Annotated in this window: 21 protein-coding genes and 1 pseudogene; 11 read left to right on the top strand and 11 right to left on the bottom strand. The window is 49.3% G+C overall.

The features are described 5' to 3' along the window. Positions 1-135 precede the first annotated feature (135 nt). On the bottom strand, positions 136-597 hold the full coding sequence (locus QJ48_RS06875; RefSeq protein ID WP_054972899.1) for an NUDIX hydrolase: 462 nt from the start codon (positions 595-597) through the stop codon (positions 136-138). Between the two features lie 335 nt (positions 598-932). Here QJ48_RS06875 and QJ48_RS06880 point away from each other — a divergent pair, with 335 nt between their 5' ends. The 3 genes from QJ48_RS06880 to QJ48_RS06890 all read left to right on the top strand — a co-directional run bounded on the left by QJ48_RS06880 (position 933) and on the right by QJ48_RS06890 (position 4,075). Next, positions 933-1,730: a nucleotidyltransferase gene (locus tag QJ48_RS06880; RefSeq protein WP_054972900.1), complete on the top strand. Its 798-nt coding sequence runs from the start codon at positions 933-935 to the stop codon at positions 1,728-1,730. A 491-nt stretch (positions 1,731-2,221) separates the two neighbouring features. Further along, positions 2,222-2,803 (top strand): TetR/AcrR family transcriptional regulator, encoded by a 582-nt coding sequence (locus QJ48_RS06885; RefSeq protein WP_054972918.1) that lies wholly within the window; start codon positions 2,222-2,224, stop codon positions 2,801-2,803. 231 nt (positions 2,804-3,034) lie between these two features. Further along, entirely contained in the window at positions 3,035-4,075 is a 1,041-nt protein-coding gene (locus tag QJ48_RS06890; protein WP_054972901.1) for an NADH:flavin oxidoreductase, read from the top strand. 88 nt (positions 4,076-4,163) lie between these two features. Here QJ48_RS06890 and QJ48_RS06895 read toward each other — a convergent pair whose 3' ends face one another. Further along, a complete protein-coding gene (locus QJ48_RS06895; protein WP_025849811.1) occupies positions 4,164-4,724 on the bottom strand; it encodes a helix-turn-helix domain-containing protein in 561 nt (186 codons plus the stop codon). 215 nt (positions 4,725-4,939) lie between these two features. On the opposite strand from QJ48_RS06895, the gene tdh reads away from it, so the two are divergent. Together tdh and QJ48_RS06905 are read left to right on the top strand one after the other, a co-directional pair. Then, positions 4,940-6,046 (top strand): L-threonine 3-dehydrogenase, encoded by a 1,107-nt coding sequence (gene tdh / locus QJ48_RS06900; RefSeq protein WP_054972902.1) that lies wholly within the window; start codon positions 4,940-4,942, stop codon positions 6,044-6,046. Further along, positions 6,018-7,196, top strand: coding sequence for a glycine C-acetyltransferase (locus QJ48_RS06905; protein WP_054972903.1), 1,179 nt, complete (start codon positions 6,018-6,020; stop codon positions 7,194-7,196). The genes tdh and QJ48_RS06905 overlap by 29 nt, the downstream gene beginning before the upstream one ends. A gap of 90 nt (positions 7,197-7,286) precedes the next feature. On the opposite strand, the gene QJ48_RS06910 is transcribed toward QJ48_RS06905, so the two are convergent. The 4 genes from QJ48_RS06910 to QJ48_RS06925 all read right to left on the bottom strand — a co-directional run bounded on the left by QJ48_RS06910 (position 7,287) and on the right by QJ48_RS06925 (position 10,231). Further along, entirely contained in the window at positions 7,287-7,709 is a 423-nt protein-coding gene (locus tag QJ48_RS06910) for a hypothetical protein (RefSeq protein ID WP_054972904.1), read from the bottom strand. Positions 7,710-7,826: 117 nt separating this feature from the next. Beyond that, positions 7,827-8,264, bottom strand: a complete 438-nt coding sequence (locus QJ48_RS36720; protein WP_337589618.1) for a glycosyl hydrolase family 18 protein — start codon at positions 8,262-8,264, stop codon at positions 7,827-7,829. Positions 8,265-8,417: 153 nt separating this feature from the next. Beyond that, positions 8,418-8,864 (bottom strand): hypothetical protein, encoded by a 447-nt coding sequence (locus QJ48_RS36725; protein ID WP_054972906.1) that lies wholly within the window; start codon positions 8,862-8,864, stop codon positions 8,418-8,420. Between the two features lie 548 nt (positions 8,865-9,412). After that, entirely contained in the window at positions 9,413-10,231 is an 819-nt protein-coding gene (locus tag QJ48_RS06925; protein WP_054972907.1) for an alkaline phosphatase family protein, read from the bottom strand. Positions 10,232-10,346: 115 nt separating this feature from the next. On the opposite strand from QJ48_RS06925, the gene QJ48_RS06930 reads away from it, so the two are divergent. Then, complete coding sequence (locus QJ48_RS06930) at positions 10,347-10,991, top strand: SMI1/KNR4 family protein (protein WP_054972908.1); 645 nt, start codon at positions 10,347-10,349, stop codon at positions 10,989-10,991. Between the two features lie 98 nt (positions 10,992-11,089). Here QJ48_RS06930 and QJ48_RS35685 read toward each other — a convergent pair. The 4 genes and pseudogenes from QJ48_RS35685 to QJ48_RS06950 form a co-directional block, all read right to left on the bottom strand. After that, positions 11,090-11,977: pseudogene (locus tag QJ48_RS35685) on the bottom strand (caspase family protein). Positions 11,978-12,317: 340 nt separating this feature from the next. Then, complete coding sequence (locus QJ48_RS06940; RefSeq protein WP_054972909.1) at positions 12,318-13,010, bottom strand: M24 family metallopeptidase; 693 nt, start codon at positions 13,008-13,010, stop codon at positions 12,318-12,320. Next, a complete protein-coding gene (locus QJ48_RS06945; protein WP_054972910.1) occupies positions 13,007-13,759 on the bottom strand; it encodes an HAD-IIB family hydrolase in 753 nt (250 codons plus the stop codon). The genes QJ48_RS06940 and QJ48_RS06945 overlap by 4 nt, the downstream gene beginning before the upstream one ends. 98 nt (positions 13,760-13,857) lie before the next feature. Continuing rightward, on the bottom strand, positions 13,858-15,261 hold the full coding sequence (locus QJ48_RS06950; RefSeq protein WP_054972911.1) for a PLP-dependent aminotransferase family protein: 1,404 nt from the start codon (positions 15,259-15,261) through the stop codon (positions 13,858-13,860). Between the two features lie 192 nt (positions 15,262-15,453). Here QJ48_RS06950 and QJ48_RS06955 point away from each other — a divergent pair, with 192 nt between their 5' ends. The 4 genes from QJ48_RS06955 (at position 15,454) to QJ48_RS06970 (ending at position 24,729) form a co-directional block, all read left to right on the top strand. Beyond that, positions 15,454-17,415: an NADPH-dependent 2,4-dienoyl-CoA reductase gene (locus tag QJ48_RS06955; RefSeq protein ID WP_054972912.1), complete on the top strand. Its 1,962-nt coding sequence runs from the start codon at positions 15,454-15,456 to the stop codon at positions 17,413-17,415. An 18-nt stretch (positions 17,416-17,433) separates the two neighbouring features. Then, positions 17,434-19,089, top strand: a complete 1,656-nt coding sequence (locus QJ48_RS06960; RefSeq protein WP_054972913.1) for an AMP-binding protein — start codon at positions 17,434-17,436, stop codon at positions 19,087-19,089. A 366-nt stretch (positions 19,090-19,455) separates the two neighbouring features. Further along, the gene (locus tag QJ48_RS06965) at positions 19,456-21,768 is read left to right on the top strand and encodes a M4 family metallopeptidase (RefSeq protein WP_054972914.1); all 2,313 of its coding nucleotides are present in this window, start codon (positions 19,456-19,458) and stop codon (positions 21,766-21,768) included. Positions 21,769-22,407: 639 nt separating this feature from the next. After that, positions 22,408-24,729, top strand: a complete 2,322-nt coding sequence (locus QJ48_RS06970) for a sensor histidine kinase (RefSeq protein WP_162238452.1) — start codon at positions 22,408-22,410, stop codon at positions 24,727-24,729. Positions 24,730-24,837: 108 nt separating this feature from the next. On the opposite strand, the gene QJ48_RS06975 is transcribed toward QJ48_RS06970, so the two are convergent. Beyond that, entirely contained in the window at positions 24,838-25,257 is a 420-nt protein-coding gene (locus QJ48_RS06975; RefSeq protein WP_054972916.1) for a GNAT family N-acetyltransferase, read from the bottom strand. 735 nt (positions 25,258-25,992) lie between these two features. Here QJ48_RS06975 and QJ48_RS35690 point away from each other — a divergent pair. Continuing rightward, positions 25,993-26,152: helix-turn-helix domain-containing protein (locus tag QJ48_RS35690; RefSeq protein ID WP_082420349.1), on the top strand; the 160-nt coding region annotated here is incomplete at its 3' end.

Consider the following 26,152-nt stretch of genomic DNA (forward strand, 5'->3'; position numbering starts at 1 on the left):
TAACATGCTTCATTTGGCCCCTAGGAGCTTTAAAGAAAACTTGGATAGACAGTGCTTACACTGCAACAATCTTTGGAGGAACTATGTCCTTCAACATTTTAACGAAAATATAGCCACTCCATTTTTTTTGGTGGCTTATTTGGTTTGATTAATGTAATCAACAAAAGCCTTCAAAGGTTTTTTATTTGGCGGGAATATATCATCCGGCAGTTCATCAATAGTAAACCACTTCAATTCTGTTGTTTCATTGGTTTGTGATAAAAAATCTCCTGAAAAATCTCTGCATACATAAACGATGCCGATAGAATAAACCTCATCTCCGTTTGGATATGTATACAGCCTGTCTTCTCCCGAAAAAACACCTAAAAGCTCAAGATTATTAGCTATTAAACCTGTTTCTTCCCATAACTCTCGTTTTGCGGCTTCTTCTACAGTTTCTCCTATTTCAACACCACCACCGTGCATTGCCCAACAATGATTGTCCCTGCGCTTTTGCAAAAGTACTTTTCCATCTTTATATATAAAGACACCAGCCGCAATAACGATTAATCTTTCATGTCCGATTTTTTTTCTAATGCTGCTAATGTATCCAGCCAAACGATTCACCCTCCCGAAATATAAATTAGCCACTTGCCTGATAACAGCATAGCTATATCGTAGAAAACAGAACTACTCTTCCAATATCTTATCATTACCAAGCCACAAAACCCACTTCTATTTAACAGATGCATTACAGTGAACCGTACCATAAACAATGGTCTTGATCATTGCGCGAACGGGCAGGTTAATTGAAATAGTTGTAAATTGAAGTTATTTTTGTTATCATGCCTAAAGGTTAAGGAAAGGAGCATTATCATGAGTTGCTCATGTTTTCCAGTAATTGATAAGTGCCCTGAATCTAAGTGATAAATTTTAGATAAGGGGTTTTATAAATGTTTTTACAGAAACGAATCATCCAATCAGTTAAAGAAAATTGTGAACAAAACTCCAATGTAGCTTCATGTATGATGTATGGTTCCTTCACTAAAGGTGAGGGGGATCAATACTCTGATGTTGAGTTTTATATATTTATTAAGGACGATAAATTTGAAAATTTTCAATCAAGACAATGGATTGCCGAAATTGCTTCTTATGATTTGATGTTTCAAAATGAGTATGGAACAGAAGTTGTTATTTTTTCTAACTTGATTCGAGGTGAATTTCATTTTTTGCCAGAATCCAAAATAGAAGTAATAAAAACTTTCAAGCCCACTGGAGTTTTTCCTGATACAGATTCCATGTTTATTTACGACACTACAGGAATGTTGAAGCAATGTCTGGATCACTTAGGTGGGGATGGCCCAGAGCGAATGACAAATGAGAATGTGAATTTTGCTTTTAATAATTTTGTGAATGCTTGGTTAATGGGAATAAACGTATTGAAAAGAGGAGAATTAGCACGTTCTTTAGAAGTTCTGACATATGTGCAAAAGTATATTTTGCATTTATTAAGAGTTAAGGAACAGAATGTAGAACGGTGGCTAAACAGCACGAAAAATTTAGAGAATGATCTGACTTCAGAAGGATATAAAGATTACTCTTTAATAACTTCTAAGTTACAAAAAGACGATTTAGAGAACGCATATACTCATGCATTGACGGTCGCAGAAAAATTAATAGAGAGTTTAAAGCCTAAATACGATTTTGAGGTAGATATTCATATAATTATTAAACTTCGCCACTGTCTATAAATTAATAATATTCAAGAAAGCACTGCGCAGTTTGATCAGTGCTTTCTTTTTTAAGCTAAAGAGGCATACCAAAGAGCAGAATACCGACCAATCGCTTACCATCAGTAATGCCAAGTTGATCTTCCACAACTACGACCAAGAGCCCGGGAACATCGGAAAGAACTTAACCATCTTGTTTCATCATCCGCTATAGAGGACAACCGCTCCGCCTACGCCCCATTAAAACCATTAGACCTTCATCGATTTTCAAGCAATCGAATCAAATATTCGTCATAAATTTGAAACGAAAACGTTTCCGCACCAGCGAGTGATTCCTTCCTTTATCGTTTGCATTGGATTGGGATTCGGCAGGAATATCGCGCAGGCAATATAACGTTGTTTCTCCGTATGATTGGAGGAATAATCCAATTCCGAGAAATCCAAAGGAATGTCTAATTCAGCAAAGTGGCCGATTGTTGACTTCACGGTCAAGAATTGATATCATGGCTTCTATGAGCAGACCAAGAGAATTTGATGTCGATCGTGCGCTGCACCAGTCCATGGAAGTATTCTGGACGAAAGGCTTTAAGTCGACTTCCTTTGAGGATTTGACCCGTACGACACAGGTTAAGAAGCAAAGTTTGTATTGCGTTTTTGAAGATAAACGGGCCTTGTTTTTAAAGGCGCTGGCGCTGTATCGCGAACAGAGTATATCGATGCTGGAAGAGCTGGCCTCCCGGGAAATGTCCCCCTTGAAAAAGCTGGAGGCCATACGGGATGCTAAGCTATGTCAAGGCAACGAAACCATTCGTAGAGGATGTCTCGTGGTTAATTCCGCGCTGGAATTTGGAACCGATGACGAGGAGGTAACCCGCGAAGTAGAGATGATGTTCGCCAAGGTCGAACAAATACTTGGGAAGATCATCCGCAGCGGTCAGGAACAGCAGCTCATTACGACCCGCCATACCAGCCAAGAGCTTGCTGCTTATCTGAACAATGCGCTTCTCGGCGCGAAAATCATGGAGAGATCAGGCGCTTCCCGAGAGCGGATCGATGCGGTCTTGCGTACGTCTTTTGCGATGCTCGAACCTTGATCTTTTTTTTGCGAAGTTTTTGACTGCGTAGTCAATAAAGGATTTTGTTGTTAAATAATGGATGTTATAAGAAATATTAGGGGAGATTAAAGGAGGTGGTTCTCCGGGATATCCAAGTACATGAGTGAACATCCGAATTCAAGCTGCTGACTGTAACTCTTTAAACGCTGATGACAACATGTGGGGTTATTTACATAATTCAATCATATCTAATTAAATTTGGAGGTCGTTATGAGTTATTCTCAATCTGTTCAAGCCTTGTTCCAACCGTTCACAAACGGAACTATGACTCTGTCTAATCGTATCGTGATGGCACCGATGACCCGGCAGTTTTCCCCGGACGGCGTGCCGGGTTTGGATGTGGCCGCTTATTACCGCCGCAGGGCCGAAAACGGCGTTGGACTTATCGTGACGGAAGGTACGGTGATCAACCATCCGGATGCGTCCAATTCCGCCAACGTACCGCATTTCTATGGCGAAGCCGCATTAAACGGTTGGGCAAACGTAGTGACTGAGGTACACGAGGCGGGCGGACGGATTATACCGCAGATTTGGCATATGGGAGCGCGGGGCCAAGTAGGCGATTATTCGGAATCGGAAATCGCCGCAATCGTCCAAGGCTTCGCACAGGCGGCATCCGAAGCCAAGCGGCTTGGCTTCGACGGCATCGAGCTCCACGGTGCGCATGGATATTTAATCGACCAATTCTTCTGGGAGAAAACCAATACGCGAACCGACAGCTATGGTGGCGACATGGTTGCACGCACCCGATTTGCAGTGGAGGTTATCGAAGCTTGCCGTCGTGCCGTCGGACCGGAATTCCCAATCGTGTTTCGTTTCTCGCAATGGAAGGCGAGTGACTACACAGCGAAATTGGCTGAAACGCCGGAGCTGCTGAAACAGTTCCTGGCGCCCTTGGTCGACGCGGGCGTCGATATTTTCCACTGCTCAACGCGCCGTTTCTGGGAGCCGGAGTTCGAAGGCTCTGATCTGAATCTTGCCGGATGGACAAAAAAGTTGACAGGGAAACCGACGATTACGGTCGGATCGGTAGGTCTGGATGGCGATTTTATGAGCCTCTTTACCGAAGGAAAAGGAGCCAATAATGCGAAGATCGACGGGTTAATCGAGAGGCTGGAACGTCAAGAATTTGATCTGGTAGCCGTAGGTCGGGCATTATTGGTGGACCCTCTTTGGGCAAACAAGATCCGCGACGGCCGAACAGCCGAATTGGTCCCCTTTACGACTGAGGCAGTGAAAACACTTCATTAAGTAGCAGGAGTCCCTGCTATAGCGCAGTAAAAACGGCAATCCGAAGGAGGCGCTGCTTCCCGGACTGCCGTTTTTTAGTGCTGCAGGATTAAGAAGGGTAAAGGATGATGTTATGGTACATCGTCTTCTGATCCGTTTTATTCGTATAGATATGGCTTTGGTCCGCCGTAAACCGAAGCGCGTCACCCACCTTCAGGGTGTATGTCTTCTGCTGGATCGTGATGTCAAGCTCGCCCTGCATCATCAGAATGTACTCTTCGATCCCCTCGTTATGCGGCTCCGAAATGTGGGTGCAATTCGCTTCCATTTCTACCGTATAAATTTCAAAGCGCTTCTGCTGGTCGAACGGAACGAGCGGGAACGCCCGGTACCGGCCCTCTTCCTCTACAAAAGGCTCCAAATTCTCAAAGCGGAAATGCGTGACCTTGGCCGGTTCTTCTTCGATAAGAGACGTAAACGAGATACGCAGCCCGTTCACGATTTTCCACAGGATCGAGATCGTCGGGTTCGAATCGCCGCGTTCGATTTGTCCGAGCATCGCTTTGCTGACCCCCGTCAGCTCCGCTACCTGATCGAGGCTGAGCGAGCGGGCTTTGCGGATGGCCTGAAGGCTTTTGCCGATTTTCTTATGAATTTGTTCGTGCTCCATGATATCCTCCCATGCTGCTTTACTCTCTCCATTATAAACGAACGGCGGTCGCGCACAACGGTTCCGTGTGGACTTGCCGGCGGGAAGAAAAATTTTTTACAAGGTGCCGCTTTAACCTATGTACAATATCACGTACATATGTATAATATAGTGTAAGTACACCATAGCGCACAATGGTTTATTATATTATACAACATCCGGCGGAGGGATGCACGATGGGAACAACGATGATAGGGCTTGTGAAGGAAAAGCGGGCGTTCGGCGCGGTATTGAAGGAGGTTCCCGTTCCGGTGTGCGGTCCCGATGAAGTGCTGGTCCGGGTGAAAACGACTTCAATCTGCGGTACGGATTTACATATTTACCAATGGGACGCCTGGGCGGAGCAAACGGTGGTCACGCCTAACGTATTCGGCCATGAATTCGCCGGCGTCGTAGAAGCCGTAGGCAGCCGGGTCACGAACGTGAAGCTCGGGGACCGCATCTCGGCGGAAGGGCATATCGTCTGCGGCGTCTGCAAGTCCTGCCGGACCGGCAACGCGCACGTCTGCCCGAATACGAGAAGCTTCGGCATTACGGCGCCGGGCTGCTTCGCGGACTACGCCGTCGTCAAAGCGACCAACGTGATTCACAACGATCCGCAGCTGCCCTTCGAGCTCGCCTGCTTGCAGGACCCGCTGGGCAACGCCGTACAGACGGTGCTTTCCGGCGACATCGTCGGCAAGTCGGTGGCTGTCATCGGCACCGGGCCGATCGGCTTGATGGCGGTAGCGGTGGCCAAAGCGTGCGGAGCGGGTACAGTGATAGCGGTGGACGTAAACGCTTACCGTTTGGGACTGGCCCGTACAATGGGAGCGGACGTGACAATCAACAGCAAGGAGACGTCCATGGTGCAGGCGATCATGGAGCATACCGGCGGGGAAGGGGCGGAAGTGGTGCTGGAAATGTCCGGCCACCCGGACGCTATCCGCGGCGGATTCGAAGCGGCGGCTCCGGCAGCCCGCGTTTCGCTGCTGGGTATCCCGACCCGGGAGGTTTCGCTCGACCTGTCGCGGCATATTATTTTTAAGGGTATTCGCGTGGAAGGCATCACCGGACGGCGCATGTATCAGACCTGGTACCAGCTTAAGGGTTTGCTCGACCGGGCGCGGATCGATCTGAAGCCGCTCATTTCGCACACTTTTACATTGGATCAATACGAGGAAGCTTTCGCACTTGCAGCTTCCGGTCAATGCGGCAAAATCGTATTTCATCACGACACGGATACACAATCAACCAATAAGGGGGAGCTCGTTCATGGCCAATTGGAACTCACTGCGGGATGAGTTGGAGCAAGCGAAGCAGGAAGGACGGTATCGTCCGATTACGGTCTGGGAGAGCCGCTCGGGCACTTGGATGACGCTGAACGGCCGTCGGCTGCTGCAGATGTCTTCGAACAACTATCTGGGGCTGACCGATCACCCGGACTTGAAGGAAGCGGCTATTCGGGCCATCGAGCAGTACGGCGTTGGCAGCGGCTCGGTGCGCACCATTACGGGCACGCTCGACATTCACGACCGGCTGGAGCAGGAGCTGGCCCGGTTTAAGGGAACGGAAGCGGCGCTCGTGTTCCAGTCCGGATTTACGACGAATCAAGGCGTGCTCTCGTCCATCCTCGGTCCCGATGACGTCGTCATCAGCGACGAGTTGAACCATGCCAGCATCATCGATGGTATCCGGCTGACGAAGGCGCACCGGAAAATATTTGCGCACAAAGATATGGACCAACTGGAAGCCGTGCTCAAGGAAAGCACAGGGTTTAAGAAGCGCGTCGTCGTGACGGACGGAGTATTCAGCATGGACGGCGACATAGCCCCGCTGCCGAACATTGTGGAGCTGGCGGAGAAATACGACGCCTTCGTTTACGTCGACGACGCCCATGCGAGCGGCGTGCTCGGCAAGAACGGCAAAGGCTCGACCGACCATTTCGGGCTGCACGGGCGGGTACACATCCAAGTGGGCACGCTGTCCAAAGCCGTCGGCGCGGTCGGAGGCTACGTCGCGTGCGACCAAGTATTGAAGGACTATCTGATTCATAAAGCGCGTCCATTTCTGTTCAGCACGTCGCAGACGCCTGCGGTCGCGGCTACTTGCCTCGCGGCGATTCAAGTGCTCAAGCAAAGCGACGAGCTGATCAAGAAATTGTGGGCGAACGCCTCCTATTTCCGCTCGAAGGTACAGGCGCTCGGATTCGATACGGGCGGAAGCGAGACGCCGATCGTCCCGGTCATTGTGGGGGACCCGGCGAAGACGATGCGCTTCTCCGACCTGCTGCTGGAGGAAGGCATCTTCGCGCAAGGTATTGTCTACCCGACGGTCGCCATGGACAAAGGCCGGGTGCGGTTTATCGTGACCGCGGGGCATACGCAGGAGGCTCTCGATTTTGCGTTGAACGCGCTGGAGCGCGCGGGCAAGCAGTTGGGATTGCTGGGATAAAAGGGGAAATAACAAGCGGCCGTCTCTCGTTGAGAGAAGCGGCCGTTTGTTGTTACTGGATGGGATGGACGGGAACATTGCTGCATTTGATTAAGGCATATTGTACTTCAAATTGGTACTATAAGATTCCATAAGCCACTGATCGCGTTTTTTTAGCTTGAGGGTATCATAGTAAGTCTCTTCCTTTTCATTTCTTATTGTTGTGACTCTAACCAATGCCTTTTTACGGCTTGTCCCCATACTTAACAAATATAAGATTTGATATCGTTTAACCTCGCCATACCAATGTCTTTCATTTATTACGAACTGGGGATTTCCATCTTCCATCATTTTGCTAATTGTAGCGTAATCCCTTTTTATAAATGCTTGATAAAATTGGTCCAAAGCCCTCGCTGCATCTCGATTGTGAATTGAACTTGGATACAAAAAGTACAATAGAGCACAACATATTAACGCTGTTATTGCTGCAAATACCCATATTAATTTCGTTCTTTTTTTATTATAAGCTTTCATTATCCTTTCTCCTCCAAACTCATGTAGGGGATGGAGAGCGAGGGAACCTATATTTATAACGTTCATTTAATGTAAAATGTTTCTTGTTTTAAGATATTTTACTTTTTTGAACTCTCTCTATTTCAACCCTGCCGACACGGCTTCCCAGAATCGTTGATCTTCCATTCCCATAGCGTATACTGATACGCCGGCAAGCCAGTAGGTTTTGGTATATTGCGTCTTTTGCTTGATCGATGCCTCGTCTTCATACCAAACGACATGCTTCGCTCCGTCCGTATCCGTGTAATTGAAATACATCGAACCCGTAACGGCATCCCGCATCGGGGTTGCTTGGGTAGAAGCGATCAGCTTGGGCATATCCTTCCATTCGATGAATCGATTGCTTTTGTTCGCCGGATCGGACAAGTTCCAGTCGTTGCCGTACGCCGGAAGCCCCATAAGCACCTTCTCCGAAGGAACATACGTGATCGCGAAGTGGAGAGAGGCTTCAATCCACGGATTACTCGCGACCGGCCCGGGATCGCTCCATACGCCATGCTCGTCGTAGGTCATCACCTGGATGACGTCGGCCGCTTTGCCCAGCTCCTCGTAATCAAAAGCGCCCGTCCACGAATCCGACGGATCGTCCTCCGACTTTGGCGGGAACCGAGACCATGGTCAGGAACCCGTTCGCCTTCATTTTGCCGGCAACCTCTTGAACGAATTTCGTCATCCCGCGCGATCCTCCGGCAAAACCGCTTCAAAGTCGATGTTAATCCCTTTGTATTTATTTTTTTTCACCAGATTGAGCATATTTTTGATCAGGTTGTTTTTGGCCGTCGGCTTCGTCAGGACATTGTGCGCGATATGGCTGTCCCAATCGTGGTCGCGGTAATTGGATACCAAGGCGTAGGGCAGCACCTTCACCGAATTGGCGTAATTCACGGCTTGCGTCGGCACCTTTCCGACGATATTTCCGTTGATATCGGTATTGAACGTATCTGTAGAGATTTGATTCATGTAGCTGTGAAACTTGGGAAATGCTTCGGTCGAATCCTCCGTATAATAACCGAGAACCGTTGGGGCCGCCGCGTAAGATGTTGTCACGCTGACGGAGAGCGCGGATGCCAATAAAGCCGAGACAGCAAAAGCCTTCAGTGCCTTTCTGTAATTCATATTAGTTGCCTCCTCCAATATCGCGCTTGATTTGCTGTTCGGATGCTCTGCTGCAACAACGATTTCCTTTTTTATCCATTATATCATTATAAAATATATTTCGACTGTACCGGACAAATAGGTTATAGCTTTAAAACGACATGCTAGAGCATCGATCGATTGAATCCTCCGGTCATTCCTTATATTTTGCACATCGAGTCTTGCTGCGTCGCTATTGTTGGAAATCCATGTATGCTAGAATTTATAGAGAGAACGTGGCTTCACTTGCGGATATTGAGGAGGAGGGGGATAGGAGGGGCGCTTTTCCATGGAACTAATGTGGATTTCCTTGTGATTACAGGCCCCGAGGCAGAAGGTGATCAAGCCTAGGGGCCTTTCAAAACGGCAAGCCTGGATTCGGTAATCCGGGAAACGAAATTGCACGTTTATATTTCAGCGATATTGAACGATTATGCACTGCACAGGAAGGAAATCGAAAGTGCTTACGCCTTTGCCGCACCGGCGGTGACCCCGGTCATTTATTTTGCATGGAACTAACCGGGGGCGGATTATTCCGCGAAAAGTCCTTCCGGAAGCCTCGCTTCCCACGAGGCGGGAGCTTCGATGCCGAGCGCCCGGACGACGACGGCCGCCGTATCGGTAATCGTCATCGTGCCGGGAAACGAAGCGCCGCGCCCGATGCCCGGACCGACGCAACCCCAAAAGATCGTCTTGTCCAGCGGGTGATCGCTGCCGTGATCCCGCGGGTCTGCTCCGCCGCCGCCATGGTCGGATACGAGGATCAGCAGGCTATCGTCCAGAAGTCCCGTTTGTTCGAGCGCATCGAGGATAAATCCCGTATGCTCATCCGCTTCTTCGATCGCCCGCAGCTGTCCGGGCGTATTGTACCCGTGCCGGTGACCGGCCGAGTCCGGCAAATCCAGCTGGACGTACATCAGCTTCAGTTCAGGGTGCTCCCGGAGATAAGCGGCTGCGACCAGCGACAGCTCGCGGTCCTTCATCGATACTTTATGGACGCCGACGGATGGTTCGATAATGCCGTCGTTGATCGGGGACCACGCGCTGAATGCGGCCAATACGGCGTCGGGATACGCTTCGCGCACAACCCGAAAGATCGACGGATACGGCGAGTCGTCCGGGTACGTATGGCTGCTTGCGGCTTCGTTGGTCAACCCGTGCTTGTCCGGCGCGACCCCATGCAGAAGCGATCCCCAGCATTGCGCGCTGATCGTCGGCGACGCCGTCTGGGCCTGGAAGTCGAACGTTCCCATCCGGACGAGCCGGTCCAAATTCGGCGTATTCGCGGACGTTACGAAATTGCCTGCTCCGTCCCAGCCGATAATAATGACACGAGCGATTGGTTTCATGGATGAGCTCTCCCCTTTCGTTACGTTTATCATAATCCTCGTTAGGGGAAAAAGTCAAACAAATTACAACAAAACGCAACTAAACACACATATCATATAGAGAAGAGGAATTCCTTTGAACAACAACGCTACTATAGCTGTCGCATGGACTTCATTCGTAAGTGCCATGAATCAAAAAGCCGGTCGTTTCAACTGTTATTTAAACGGTCCGGCCTTGCCCGAAGAAATCGCTGACATCGAACGTCAAATGGGGATGGAGCTCCCTTCGGAGCTGAAAGAGCTGTACATGCTGAATAATGGGCAGACTCACCGGTACGGCGTCGTTTACGGCTTGGATTTTTTGTCGGTGGAGGACATGTTCCGCAGATGGAGCGAGTGGAAGGAGCTTATCGAGTCGGAAGGGGACGAAGGCTTGCGGGAACTTGGAGAGTTCTGCCAATCGCATCCGGCCGGAGTCATTCGACCCGTCTATGCGGACACCGGATGGATTCCCGTATTTTACGACGGGGCGGGCAATGCCATCGGCTTCGACATGAACCCCGGCCCGGACGGAACGCCCGGACAGATCATCAATTTCGGACGCGATGAAGACGATAAATATGTGCTTGCCCCCAATCTCGGTGAGTTTATTGACAGGCTCACCGGCCAGGTTGACAACCTTGAAGTGGAAATCGATGAGGAAGATGAGGACGATGTATTCTTTTCACTCGACAGTCATGCCATCGACGTGTTTAAAAAAGAGGCCAGCAGGAAGCTGTAGGCAGGAAAGGCATAAACTCGTTGAGTTTATGCCTTTAGGCTTTGACGGAACTCGCCCTTTCTCCCGGGGGTTCATTTCGAGGCACACAAGAGAACTGTTCATCCTTTGGATAAGATAACATTTTCTTTAGCATTTCTATCCACAGGCAGTGTGTTGCTTTGTATCGAAAATGGCGATTGATTATCAAAGTCTGGGTTGGATGCTCCTATGTTATATAAATTTGGAGCTTGGATTGGCGGCATTAAACTTTTAATTTTATTATAGAAATCTAGATAGCTGCCCCGAAAATTACCATTATCCCAAACCGTCAATAATTTCTCCGTGAACAAGCCATTGATATCTCCATCTGCCGATGTTTGATTATCCTGGCATCCTGAAATCAGTTTTACAGTACACTGTATATTTGTATTATTAGATGTTGTTTTTTGTTGTTTCGTTGTATAGTACGCTTTGTTCTGGTTAAATGTTTCCGTAGCAATATCCAGTGGTAAGTAACGGTATCTAATTTCTTTTTGCACGTCAAAATTTGTATCTAAAGATAAACCGTATGCAAGAGCTCTGGTTACTGTTCCGCTATGGCAGGAGTCTGATAAAACAATAACCCGGACATCTTTTTTAAACACATACCATAATTCACTCAATTCATCATCTAATAATTGCCCATCATACAGACACCATGTTTCATCAGTACCATCAGATTCATCATTGTTTAAATCAGGAACCTATCCGCCATGTCCAGAATAAGAAAGGAAAAATATATCCCCACTTTCTAAAGCTTCGGCTGCTTTTTTTATCTCAGCGGTCACGTTTTTTAAAGTGGCATTTGCAGTTAACAAAGTTGATATGTTGCTATAATTAAGAGCCTGTGAAATCTTCTCCATATCCAAAGCATCTGCTTCACAGGCTTTTAATTTGCCGTCCCAACCTGAGTAATGTTGAGGATCAACAGAGTTCAAGCCTATGTGAAGCGAATAACCTTTAGCCATCTAATTTTTACCTCCTTGATTGTGTTACATATGTCCTGATATATCGTACCCCAATGATTCTCGATTATTCGTGGATTGCTTCGGCACGGAGGCAAACGTGAAGCGTCCCCTAGCGGTGCGCGAGCAAATGCAAGCAAGCTCCAGGAGCTGACCTTCCAATATGCAGATTCCAAGTGAACATCATTATATTCCATAGAAGGAATTTACAGGAAGTGTGTCGAAGCATGTTAAAGAAGCGTAAAGAAGCGTACCGATAGAAAGGAGGAGTTCCTTCGAACGACAGCGCCGCTCGGGTAGGGGAATCCCCCCCCCGTTGGCAGGGGGGATCGAGTCTTACATTCTATTCAACGGTCAACAGTTGTTCCATAAAACCACCGATTTCAAGCTCCCGGTCGATAAAATGAATTTCCAAGATCCAGTCCCGGGGATGGCCATTCTGATCCGGGGCCCTCATGGGAACGCGATTGTCGGGATGAATGTAGTTCTCGACTTCTTCGCCCTGGATCTGCTCGTGAGGGAATTCGCCGATGAGATGCCCCGCGTGCGGGCCTCCGAATTCCCAGCCGTATTTTGTAGCAAGCCCGCTTACAAAAGCAAACAGCTCGCTGCCGGTAATCTGGGGCTGGGACTGGAAGAAGGCTTTCCCTTCCGCCCATGCCAGAGCGAGGTCGCTCTGCAGCTTTAATTTGATCGGGTCGTCGCCAAGCACGTAGGTGCGGCCGAAATCGGCTTCCCAGTCTTCGAAGATCGGCCCAAAGTCGAGAAACACAATATCTTCCTCGGAAACGGTCAAGTCCGGGGGATTTTCCCGGTAAGGGTACAGCGTATTTCTGCCGGCCCGTACGATGCGCTTGTGCCAATATTTTTTGATGCCGAACATTTGAAACGCCAGCTCGTAAATTTCACGATTGATTTGCTTTTCTGTCACGCCACTGCGCAGCAGGCCTTTTTCTTCGATCGCTCTGAACAGCTCGGACGCTTTCGTCTCGGCCTCCCGCAGCGATAAGTGTCGTTGGGTCATATAAGAATTCATGCGCTAAGCTCCTTCAGCTTGGATATAATAGTTTGTTCCACCCGGTCATCCACTGGAATTTGCTCTTTGGCGATATGCAGCAGAGGCGCGAATTCCCCGATGACGACGGAATGGAGGGCTTTTTCGAACAGCGGGAGATCGTTCATATCATTGCCCAGGCAAATAAACGGCTCCAGCCCAAGAGCGGTTTGTTCCAGACCCCTCATTTTGTTGACGTTGTTCGAAGTAATATCTAAAATGCCTTCCGCTGAATGATAATGAATCGTCACATCCAGCCGGGAAATGATGTCCGCCAACTCTTTAAACCTGTCGCACGCCAACACGACAATTTTAACGAAAGCTTCGATCCGGCTCACGTCTACGCGTTCCGCAAGCTTGTTTTGGTCCAAGCTCATGAGCAGAGGATGAGGCCGATGCGACTTTAAAGCATAGTTCAGCTTGTCGTCAATCAAATATTCGGCCTGGAATTCATCCAGGATGGCTACGATTTCGCGGGCCAGTTCGGCAGGAATGGCATTCAAGTAGAGTGGCTTTCCCTGGTAATGAGCCATCGCCCCGTTCGCTCCGATGAGAAGGTGGTCGTGAAACCGCTCGTCCAGAACGGGCAGCATATCGCGGTAAGGCCGCGCGGAAGCGAAGCCGATAAAATGGCCGGCTTCCTGCAATTCCAGCAAACAATCCAGAATGTTCTTGGAAATGGGCCGCCCTTTAAAGCAAATCGTCCCATCCATGTCGAAAATAAAGTTCATCTGTCATTCACCTCGCTAGCAGTAATACTACCAATAATAATCCATTCGGATGACGGGGAAAGGGACAGAATCACGAAAATCGGTGGGACAAGCCAATTTCAAGCGGGGCCGAACCAAGCTTCGGTCAATCGCCGGATGCCCATACGAATCTCATCGCAGCTCAAGGCTCCATAACCAAGCAGCAGGGTAGGATACTCGCTTGCAGGACGAAGCCAGTACCTGGATGTCCCGTAAACCTTGACGCCTTTTTCCAACGCTGATGCAATGAGCTCCGATTCGGATTTCGTTGTTTTCACGGTTAGGATAGCATGCAGCCCGGTATCTTTTCCCTCGACCTCCACAAAGTACGACTCGTACCGGGATATGGCTTCGAATAGAGCTTCCCGTTTCTCTTCATAGTGCTTCCGCATCTTGAGCAAATGCTTATGCCAATAACCGTCGGCTATATAGTGGGCCAAGGTCAGCTGATCGAGCCGCGAAACAGGCTGGTCGTATTCCCTTACTTTCAAGCGAAATAAAGGCAGCACAGCCTTGGGAAGCACCAGATAGCTTAGATTGGCGACCGGCAGCAAAGTTTTGGAAATGCTTCCGATGTACATGACCTTCTCGGGGGCCAGACTTTGAATGGACGGCAAATAACGATCGTCATACCTGAACTCCCATTCGTAGTCATCTTCGATGATGTATTTAACCGAATCCGCACCTGCGCGTGAACGGACCCAACGAATCAATTGCTGCCGTTTGTCTTGAGACATCGCCAGCTTGTTTCGGAATTGCTGGGAAGGACTCACATACACCACATTCGCCCTGCTCTTCTCAAGCTGTTCGATCGAAATACCGTCTTCGGCTAGCGGAATCGCACGGACTTGAAAGCCATGGTTGATCAACGTATTTCTTGCCCCGTCGTAGCCGGGGTTTTCGACGCCGATGACATTCCGGTTCTTGTCCAGAAGCTGACTTAACAGGGATAAGAGCTGCTGAGGCGTAGAGCCGATAATCATCTGCCCGGGCCCGGACACCACGCCTCTGGATTCATACAGCAGCCGGGACAGCTCATTCCTTAACAGGTACTCGCCCTGGGAATGTCCTTCCACTTCATACTTGCTTTGATAATGAGCGATCAGCGTGTTGCGCGCTTTGTTCCACGGATGGAACGGAAAAGCGGACAGCTCGATATTTCCGTACCGGAAATCGATTTGGATATCTTTGTTCAAGGCGTCGCTTGAAGCCGATCCCGGATCATGAACGGGCGTTTTGGCTTGATAAACAACCTGATAGCCTTTTTTGGGAATGGTGCGGAGGTAGCCTTCCGAGACGAGAAGCTGATACGCGGTTTCAACCGTATTTTTGCTGACTTTCAGCGTACGGGCGCAGCTTCGAATGGAGGGGAGAAACGAGCCGTACGGTAACTGCCCCTGTCGGATTCCATCTTTGAAATAGCCGTAAATTTGAAAAAACAAAGGCGCTTGATTCGGCAAAAGTTCTAAGGAAAGCTCACGCATCGGACACCCTCAACTTCAACATAATCGTATGTTTTGATGCTGTTTAGTTATAAATAGACATAAATAAATATAATTATACGCAGGTTGAATCCGGGATGTAAACCTAACCTGCGAAGCGGATGTTATAAATGGCAAGTCCTGCATATAAATGATGAATATAGCAGGTCCTGTGAAACGAAAGGGAGAGAGACAATGAAGCTGGATCATTTGTTTCAACCGATACGCTTGGGCCGCTTGGAGCTTCCCAACCGTGTCCTTATGGGCTCGATGCATACCGGGTTGGAGGGGGAAGAAGCGGGCAGTCAAGCCTTGATTGATTTCTATAAGGAAAGAGCCGGTCAGGACGGGCCGGGCCTGATCGTGACGGGCGGCATTTCCGTCTCGCCCGAAGGGGACGGTGGCCATAACTTCCTGGGATTTTACAGCGATGAGCATGGCAAGCATATGGAAAGCCTGACGGCTCAAGTGCATGCGGCCGGAGGGCGGATCGCGGCTCAATTGTTTCACGCGGGGCGGTACGCTTACTCGGATTTGACGGGCATCCTCGCCGTAGCGCCTTCCGCCCTCCGTTCGCCGATCCATCGTCACACGCCCAGAGAGCTTACCTCAGAGGAAATTGAGGAGCTTATTGCCCGCTTTGCGGTCAGCGCGAAGAAGGCGGCGGACCTCGGGTTCGATGCCGTCGAAATTATGGGGTCGGAAGGGTATCTGATCAATCAATTCCTATCCCCGGCGACCAATAAACGCACCGATGCATGGGGCGGTTCGTTCGAGCATCGGACAAAATTTGCGCTGCGCATCGTTCAAGCGGTCCGCGAAGCGGTTGGACCCGGCTATCCGGTCATTTTCCGGCTATCTGGCGCCGATCTGGTCCCGGACAGCACGACGGAGGAAGAAACGCTGCAATTCGCCGGCATGGTGGCAGACGCAGGAGTGGATGCGATTAACGTAGGAATCGGCTGGCACGAATCCCAGGTGCCGACCATCTCCATGATGGTTCCCCGGGCCGGATATATTCACATTGCGGAAATGATCAAACGGGCGGTGAACGTTCCGGTGATCGGCAGCAACCGGATTAACGACCCCCGGCTGGCTGACGAGCTGCTGCAGCGCGGAGCGTGTGATCTGGTCTCGATGGCGCGCCCGTTCCTGGCGGACCCCGATCTGCTGCGCAAAGCCCGCGACGGGCAATTCGACCGGATCAACACCTGTATTGCTTGCAATCAGGCATGTCTCGATCAAGTGTTCGAAGGACGGCCTGCCTCATGTCTGGTCAATCCGAGGGCGGGCCGGGAATCGAAGTGGAAGCCTTTCAGGGTGCACCGTCCCCGCCACATCGCGGTCATCGGTGGAGGAGCCGCCGGGATGGAGGCGGCGCGGGCATTGGCGGAGATTGGCGAGCGCGTCGTGCTATACGAAAAGGATGACCGGTTGGGCGGGCAGTTGAATCTGGCGAAGCGGATTCCCGGAAAGCAGGAGTTTGCCGAAACGCTGCGCTATTATCAGCACGAGTTACACCGCTTAGGCGTAGATATCCGCTTAAACCATAGTCCGACGCCGGAGGAGATCGTCGCTCTTGCTCCGGATCTGGTCGTGCTGGCCAGCGGCATCAAGCCGCGAATCCCGGAGCTGCCGGGAACTTCGCTTCCTCACGTATGGACGTATCAGCAAGTGCTCCGGGGAGAGGCGGAGGTTGGAAAGCGGGTCGTGATCATCGGAGCAGGAGGGATCGGCTGCGATCTGGCGCATTACTTATCCGAGCAGGCGGAGCGTGAGATTTATCTGCTTCGCAGGAAAGGCAAGCCCGGCGAAACGCTTGGCAAAACGACCCGTTGGGCGCTTCTCTCGCATCTGCGGCAAAAGAAGGTTCAATTTGTGACCGACTTAAGCTACGAGCGGATTGACGAAGACGGAGTTGTCATACAGCTGCAGACGGAGCGCGGACCGGAAACGAAAAAAATTCCCGCCGACACCGTCATTCTTGCCGCCGGACAGTTATCCGAAGCGTGGGATTGCCAGCTCGTGCAGCGGGCGGGCATTCCTGTCGTGAAGATCGGCGGGGCCCGATTCCCGGGAGAGCTGGATGCCAAGCGAGCCATCTATGAAGGCGCATGCGTTGCTTACGAGGAAGGCAGGCTTGCGAAGACCGAATAACGATATGGAGGGGTAAGCATGGAAAAAGCATGGTACAAGGTGTGGCCCAAAGATGTTCCACGGCATTTCATCTTTGAAGACAAGGTCCTGGAAAACTATGTGGAGGAACATGCGCGAACAAATCCCGACGATACGGCGGTTTACTTCTATGGCAAGACGATCACGTACGGCGAGCTGGCGGAGATGTACATGCAGCTCGCCGCCCAGCTGCATGCAAGAGGCGTGGGCAAGGGCGACACCGTCGCCCTCTATATGGAGAATAGCCCGCAGTTTATCATGGCGTTTCTGGCCGTCCAGCGTCTGGGGGCGATAGCGGTGCCCATGAATCCGATGTTCAAGCGGGCAGAGCTGAGCCATTTGCTGGGAGACGCCGAGCCTAAGGCCATTTTCATTCAGGAAAGTTTACTGGAGCATTTGTGTCCGATTTTACCGGAGTTTCCCGGGCTGCGGATCATCTCGACGGCGCTGACGGATTTTGCCCCGGATCATCCGGAGTTTCCGATGTCGTTCGGTCCTGTGGAGAGAACGATAAGCAGGCTTCCGGGAGAGGAGCGTATTCTGGAGTTGATCCATTTCGACGATCCGATTCCTCCGGCCAATGCGTGCTTGGACGATACCGCCGTGCTGCAATATACTTCCGGAACGACCGGCATGCCCAAAGGCGCGGAGCTCACGCACCGCAATATTGTGGCTAACGCGTTCTCGTTCAGGGACGGGGTGCGAACGAAGCCGCGCGACCGCCATCTGGCGGCGATGCCTTTGTTTCATGTTATCGGCCTGATCAACTGCATGGGGTCGCCGCTCTGCAATGGGGGAGCGATGATGCTGTTCCACCGCTTTGTGCCGGACGTCGTTTTGGAAGCGATTCACAAACTGAAAATCCAGCATTGGGTAAGCACGGCTACGATGAATATCGCGGTCATAAACCACCCGAATGCGGCGAATTACGATCTGTCTTCCCTGTCGGGCTGCCTGTCGGGGGGCGCTCCGGTACCTAGGCCGATCTTTGAGCGCTTCTACGAAGTTACCCGTACCCGGCTGCTGGAAGGCTATGGACTGAGCGAGACAACGGCCCAGATTACGATGAACTTTATGGAAAACGCGAGGATTGGCTCAGCCGGCATTCCGCTGATGGATGCGGACGTTCGCGTCGTTGCCATAGACGATCCGACCGTGGAGGTTCCGCCCGGACAGCAGGGAGAGCTGACTTTCAAAGGACCGATGGTCATGAAGGGCTACTGGAAAAACCCGCAGGCTACGGCTGACGCGTTTGTCGACGGATGGTTTTTAAGCGGGGATTTAGGACACGTGGACGAGGACGGCTACGTCTATATTTCCGGCCGGAAAAAAGAATTGATCAAATCGTCGGGCTTCTCCGTCTTCCCTAACGAGGTGGAGAGCATCATGCACAAGCATACCGCGATTAAAGAAGTGTGCGTCGTTGGCGTAGCCCACGATTACCGGGGCGAGGAAGTGAAAGCGTATGTCGTGCTCAAGGACGAAGCGGTCGGGAAAGTGACGGAGCAGGACATTGTCGAGTGGGCCAAAGAGCATATGGCCGTATACAAATATCCGCGCAAAGTCGAGTTTTTGAACGAGCTGCCCAAGACCGGATCGGGCAAGTTGCTGCGCAGGGTGCTGTACGAACGGGCGAATCAGATTCAAAAGACGTAGGCGGATGGATAGAACGGTTTTGTAGAGTGCTGCAGAGGTCTGCAGGCTGCCATGGAGACCTCTGCGACAGACTTAACTTTATAAAAAATTGACCAAAGGCTAATTGACACCAATGAAAGATTACAGTATTCTAAAAAAAAAGGAAAGCGGTTTCAAAATAGGCTAACGCGTGCAGACACCCAGGGGTGAGCCCGTTTTCGCTATGGTGAACAGCTATCCTTTTTTGTTGTTTTCCGGTGCGGACATCTTGTTGTACTTGCATAGAAGCTTTTGTCTGCCATAAAACCATGTAAGGAGGGATGAGTACTTATAGATTGACCGATGCAGGCTGGAAGTAAAATCGAACGATGGGAGATGAGTTTCGTTATGAAAAAAGTGTTTACCGTCATTGCCCTGGGGGCCATGATGACGACGGCTGCCTTGCCGGCAGGTGCGGCTTCGAACGCGCCGAACGGTTCCGAAGGCGGGCTTGTACAAACGGCCGCACCGCAATTTATCGGGGAAACGTGGATTGCCCCTCAAGGCCTGTCGAACGAAGACAAGGTCTGGGGATATTTGGAATCGAAGAAAGGCACTCTCGGACTGGCCGGGGATACGAAGCAAAGCATCCGGATTACGCAGCAGGTGACCGATGCCGAGACCGGAACGCGACACGTCCGGCTGAAGCAGTATATCCAGGGAATTCCCGTATTCGGCGCGGATCAAACGCTGCATTTTGACAAGCAGGGCAATGTCACCTCGTATATCGGAAGCACCGTCCCCGATTCGGGACAGCAATCCTTGGTCCCTCTGACGCCCCAAATTAGCGCGGAGAAGGCGATTGCGATCGCCAATCAAGACACCGAGAAGCGGATCGGCAAGCTGGGCAGCCAGCAGAGGGAGCAAACGGCGGAGCTGAATATTTACCCGTCCAACGGGCAAAACCTGCTCGTTTACATTACCGAAGTCAACGTGCTGGAGCCTTCCCCAGAGCGCGTGCGTTACTTCATTAACGCGGACAACGGAACTATCGTCAACAAGTACAGCATGCTCGATCATGCTACCGGTACGGGCGTGGGAGTGCTTGGCGATACGAAGACTTTTACGACTACGGCAAGCGGGTCGCAGTACGTGCTTCAGGACAATACGCGCGGAAAAGGCATTTATACGTACTCTGCAAACTATAGCCAGTCGCTTCCGGGCACGCTGTTGACGGATTCGGACAACGTATGGACCGATCCGGCAGCGGTTGACGCGCATGCTTACGCCGAAGTCGTCTACGATTATTACAAAAATAACTTTGGCCGGGATAGTCTGGATGGCAACGGGCTCGCGATCAAGTCCAGCGTTCATTACGGCCGGAACTATAACAACGCGTTCTGGAACGGCGTGCAGATCGCCTACGGGGATGGAGACGGCAACTTGTTCCGCACCTTCTCCGGGGACCTGGACGTCATCGGCCACGAATTGACGCATGGCGTGACCGAGCATTCCGCCGGATTGATTTACCAAGGCGAATCCGGCGCGCTCAACGAGTCGATGTCGGATATTTTCGGCAATTCGATTCAAGGGAAAAACTGGCTGATCGGCGACGACATCTACACGCCGAACAGGCCGGGCGACGCTTTGCGGTCGATGGAAAATCCGGAGCTGTACAATCAGCCGGACCATTACAGCAAGCTGTACCGGGGCTCTGACGATAACGGAGGTGTGCATATTAACAGCGGCATTAACAACAAAGCGTTTTATTTGCTGGCGGAAGGCGGCACGCATTACGGGGTGACGGTCAAGGGAATCGGTCGCAGCGACGCGGCAAAAATTATGTATAAAACGCTTACATTATATCTGACGCCAACCTCCAATTTTGCGGCCATTCGCGCTGCGGCGATTCAAGCGGCTACCGACCTGTTCGGGGCGAATTCCACCCAGGTCAATTCCGTGAAAGCCGCCTATGGCGCTGTAGGCGTAGGCAGTCCTCCGGCGCAAGATACGCAGCCGCCGACTGCGCCGACCGGCCTGATTTCGACGGGCAAAACGCAATCGAGCGTAACCCTGTCATGGAACGCCTCCACGGACAACGTAGGCGTGACGGGCTACGATGTGTATAACGGCTCCACCTTGGCCGTATCCGTGACAGGAACAGCGGCTACAGTGAGCGGATTGGCGGCCGGAACGGCCTACACGTTCACAGTCAAAGCGAAAGATGCAGCAGGCAACGTATCGGCCGCGAGCAGCCCGGTCACGGTGACGACGTCTACGTCTTCCGACCCGGATACGCAGCCGCCGACCGCACCCACCGGGCTGACTTCGACCAGCAAAACCTCGACGAGCGTAACCCTGTCATGGAATGCCTCTACGGACAATATCGGCGTTACCGGGTACGATGTGTATAACGGCTCTGCCTTAGCCGCATCGGTTGCAGGAACAACAGCCACGGTGAGCGGACTGACCCCCGAAACGGCCTACACCTTCACGGTTAAAGCGAAGGATGCCGCCGGGAATGTTTCGGCCGCAAGCAACCCGGTCACGGTTACGACAGATACGGCATCGACGGTACAGCCGTGGGCACCGTTCGTAGCGTATAAGGTCAATGACCTCGTATCCTACGAAGGAAAAACGTATAAAGCGCTTCAAGCCCATACTTCGCTGCCAGGCTGGGAGCCGGCGCTTGTGCCGGCGTTGTGGAGCTTGGTGGAATAACGTTTGGTGATAAGGGGCCGCACCTGGTAGCAGGTGCGGTCTTATTTGGTATAGGGCAGGGTAAATCAATTTTATAGTGAAATTTCCAAGTCCCCGCCTCTTTGAAGGCAGGGACTTTTTGACGTTGTATGTGTACTACAGTCGAAGGAACTCACCCGGAAGTATCCAAATTACAGGGAAATAGGACTAATGCCATCGATTTTACATGAACATTATGGGCGATTCAGTCGTATTGTATCATATTTTTGAATCAGTTAATGGAAAATATAGTTATGTCGACCGGAAAAATAAGAAAGTGTATAATTAGTCCTAATATACAATCTCTTAGTAATTTGGTAAAATAATACTTAGGTTTTTAATACCATTCTCTTCCTGAAACTTTTAGATCTTTTATTCGTGATTGCGTTGACTGGGAAAATATATTAATAGTACCGTGTAACTCTGCAACTGACAATGGAAGATTATCTAAGAAAGGGCTTACAGTATCACGTGAATCAATGGTTTTTAAATTATGAACGATATGGTGTAACCGTGGAGTTAACTGGATCGATAGCATGCTAGAACCCCCTTCCAAGACAAAGTAACTAAAATGAAGTATATCAAGAAAATTTAAGAAAAGTAAGTATGTGGGGGAGCTTTATGAGGAAAAAAATTGTACTGTGGCTGTTTTTGTCGATTTTCATTGGCCTACAAATTTGGTGCTTTTTTATTATGTTTAAGTCCCCTTTTTTAGGCATTTATCTTGGATTGAATAACCAGAATGAATGGGTTATTACAGAATTGGCAGAGGAAGGCGCTGGTTATGACCTTGACTTTAAACTAGGGGATGTTATCAAGCAAGTAGACGGAAAACTTCCTAATGAAAATTTAAAAATTACGAATTGGCAGGTTTTAGAGCAAGTAAATAATATCGTGATATCAAGAGATGGAGTTGTTCATGAAGTAGTACTTAGCAACAACAGTCTCATAACCTACAACATTCTTCCATTATTGGAGGAAGGTTTTTGTTTGTTCATGGCTGGTTTACTTTTCGCGAAAATGCGCCGCTCTCCATCAGCTAAGTTGCTTGCGGCTGTTTTCCTAACCATCGGAATTATTTATATGAGTCAAGGCGCATCTGTTAGAGGAGATATTGTAGGAAAGATTCTAATAGGTAGTTTTATGATCCTGCTCCCTATTATTTTTTATCATTTTTTAGTTGTTTTTTTTAAAGAAAAAGGTAGCGTACAATTACCAGTTTGGTTTTTGAAATATTTATATCTAATTGTGATTTTATCATTTTTTGTAAGTTTACTTTATTTCTATCCACCCATGTTACCTCTCGTTTACGAGCATGCCGGCTCTATTGTCATGAGTTTTTTTATCGCAGGCTTTTTAACTAATATTAGCATATTAACTTTCCTGTATCTTAAAGTTCGCAAGGAAAAATCATATTTGTTAAGCATTGTAAGAAATGTATGGCTCTCTTTGCTTATTTCGTTTTTACCGGCCATATCTTTATCGTTTCTTCCTTATTTGCTCGTCGGTAGTCAATATATCAATGGCTTATATACAAGCTCGTTTATCTTATTCTTCCCGATCTCATTCGCTTACTTGATTGCCTCGAATCAACTGTACGATATTGGTCTGGTGCTTCGGCGCTTTGGTTTTGCTTGTCTGCTTGCCCTTGTACCATCGGGGCTATTTACGGCAATCTTCGCATTCTTATTTCAGAATCTCGCCGATGAGAAGCAGATTTTGTTTGTTTTCGCGGGCTCCGTCGCCATGATTTCCTTCGTTCTGTATTCAGTTGAATATTTTACAACGAGACTTGAAGCGTTTTTATTTCCGAGAAAGTTCAGACTCCGTACCGCTTTGAAGAAAATTTCCAAAAACCTTGGGGTCATCTCAAGCTTCCGCGAGCTGAAGGATATTGTGCTCGTGGACATTGTTCAGACGCTCGAAGTGATGGGCGGAGCCATTGTATTTCGGTACGAGCATGATACCGAGATCATCGCCGAAGGGGATATCGATGCGGCAGAGATTAAGCATTTGCTCCAATCATCGGCTTTGTCTGAGCACCCGCTGTATACCTGTATCGAGATTCACCGGCATGAAGAATATACCAGCTATTTGGTCATCACGCGGAATAAAGCGAACACCTTGCTGGGTAAAGAAGAAATTCAATGGCTCCATTTGATAACCTCGTACCTGGAAGTCAGCCTGGAGAATGTTCATTTAATTCGCAAGCTGACTGCGAAGATGCAGCTTCTTGCCTCGCAGCTTCCGAACGAGCATTCGGCGCAGGATATTCAGTGGTTCAGAAAAGTCATGTTCGAATTGCAGGAAGAGGAGCGGCTGCGGATTGCTGCCGATCTCCATGACACGACAATGCAGGATTTGTTTTTCCTCAAACGGAGATTCATTGCTTTGCTGGACAAGTACGCGATGAATAAAGAAGATAAAGAGCATTTGAACAACATCGTCAATTTCGTAGAAATGATCAACAACAGTTTGCGCCAAAGCTGCTTCGAATTGAACCCGTTTCTGCTGAAGGAAATCGGGTTGATCGAAACGGTAAGGTCGTATCTCGACAAGGAAGCATATCACACACCGTTCGTGCTCAAGTTCAGGGAGGAGAGGGCCTCCGCCATCGAAGCGAAGGACTTGACGACCAAGAAGCATATTTTCCGAATCATTCAGGAACTGCTTAATAACGCGAAAAAACATTCGCAAGCTTCCCATGTAACGTTTACGATGACGGTCGCGGATCGTGCTTTTGTATTAACTTATGAGGATGATGGCGTCGGGTTCAATAGTACGGAAGCGCGCCGTATGGAGATTGGATCTTCCGGGATGGGCGTAGAGCAGATGAAAGGCCGCGTCCTGCATTTGAACGGGCAACTGCAGCTCGATTCGCGAGAGGGCGAGGGGACGAAGCTTGTCGTGACGATCCCGATTCGGGAGACGATGTCCGTGTGAATGGGCAGAGGAACGAAACCCGCCGGAACGGCAATATTTGTCCGTTGGCGGGTTTTTGGTGTTTTTGTTGAAAGATTAGATTAGCGGCCTGCCTTGTTTTTTTTCATACTATTTATCTACTACTAAGAACATCCCTGTCATGCCGGGCGAATGGTCTTGGAATCCGAATTTTTCATAAAATTCATTTTTTCCATGCGAGGCGAATAGACCGACAAAACCTGCTCCGGAACAATTATCATTTATATAGTTCAGCAGTTTTTCGATAATTTGCTTGCCTATTCCCAGATTTTGATACTCGGGTAATACAGCTACGTCTTGTATATAATAGTACATTGCTCCATCGCCAACAATCCGTCCCATACCGATTACGTTTCCATCGCTTATTGCAACTAAACAATATACTGAATTAGCAATGGATTGCTCGGTCATCTCTATATTGACTTTTCCCCAACCAACTGCCTCCCATAATGTTTTATGTTCCAGAACAGAGGGGGGACGTTCGATGATTTCGTACGGTTTACTTGACATATTTAACCACCTATCTTTAGAATTGGTGGTCGCTCGCACATGACAACCACCATATATTACTTGAGTTTTCCGATTTTGAACTCCATGTTTTTCATGCCCCCTTCCATTCTCCAAGTATATTTCTTATGCTTGAACTAAACAACGATTGCTATTTTAAATACTTTCAATTAGTACTGCGATACAAAATAGAACGAGATTATAGGACTAAATTATTGCTCTTGATTTAGCACAAAAAGACTTAGAATAGACAATGATTTAAACCTTGATGGGCTCATGCCTCTCAAGGTTTTTTGCAAGGGGACTACCCAGTCTGAATGAAAGGACTTTCAATTATGTCTTGGGTTCTATCTTCTGTTTTTTTACCTTTTTCGACTTCTGTCTTATGAATGATGTGGTATAATTTTACTGTTGAAACAACTTGAAAACCAAGACTAATTTACAGATGGTCGCAGATGCTTGAAAATTTCAATCATTCGCCGCGCATATGCTGAAGGTAAAAATTATCCTGACAATAAAAATCTGATTCTATCAGAGTTAACTTAGAATGTAGGTGCTTAAATGAAGATATATATAAGAAAAAATTTTGACAACGAAATTGCAAGCCACAATTTTTATCGTTAAGGCTGAGAAGGCTCCCTCTTCTATAAGGGGGAGATGAATCAGTATCACTTGTGTATGTATGCGAACATACGTGCTATAATTATCATAAAATCACCAAAGGAGGTAGATGCTCGCATGTTGCATCATAAAGCTTTTCGCTTTCGCATCTACCCTACAGAAGAGCAAACGACGCTGATCCATCAGATGTTTGGATGCGCTCGCTTTGTCTTTAATCACTTCCTTGCGAGGTGGAACGACACCTTCCAAGAAACAGGCAGAGGCTTGTCTTACCAGA

The organism is Paenibacillus sp. A3 (assembly GCF_001399685.1).
Taxonomy (GTDB): Bacteria; Bacillota; Bacilli; order Paenibacillales; family NBRC-103111; genus Paenibacillus_G.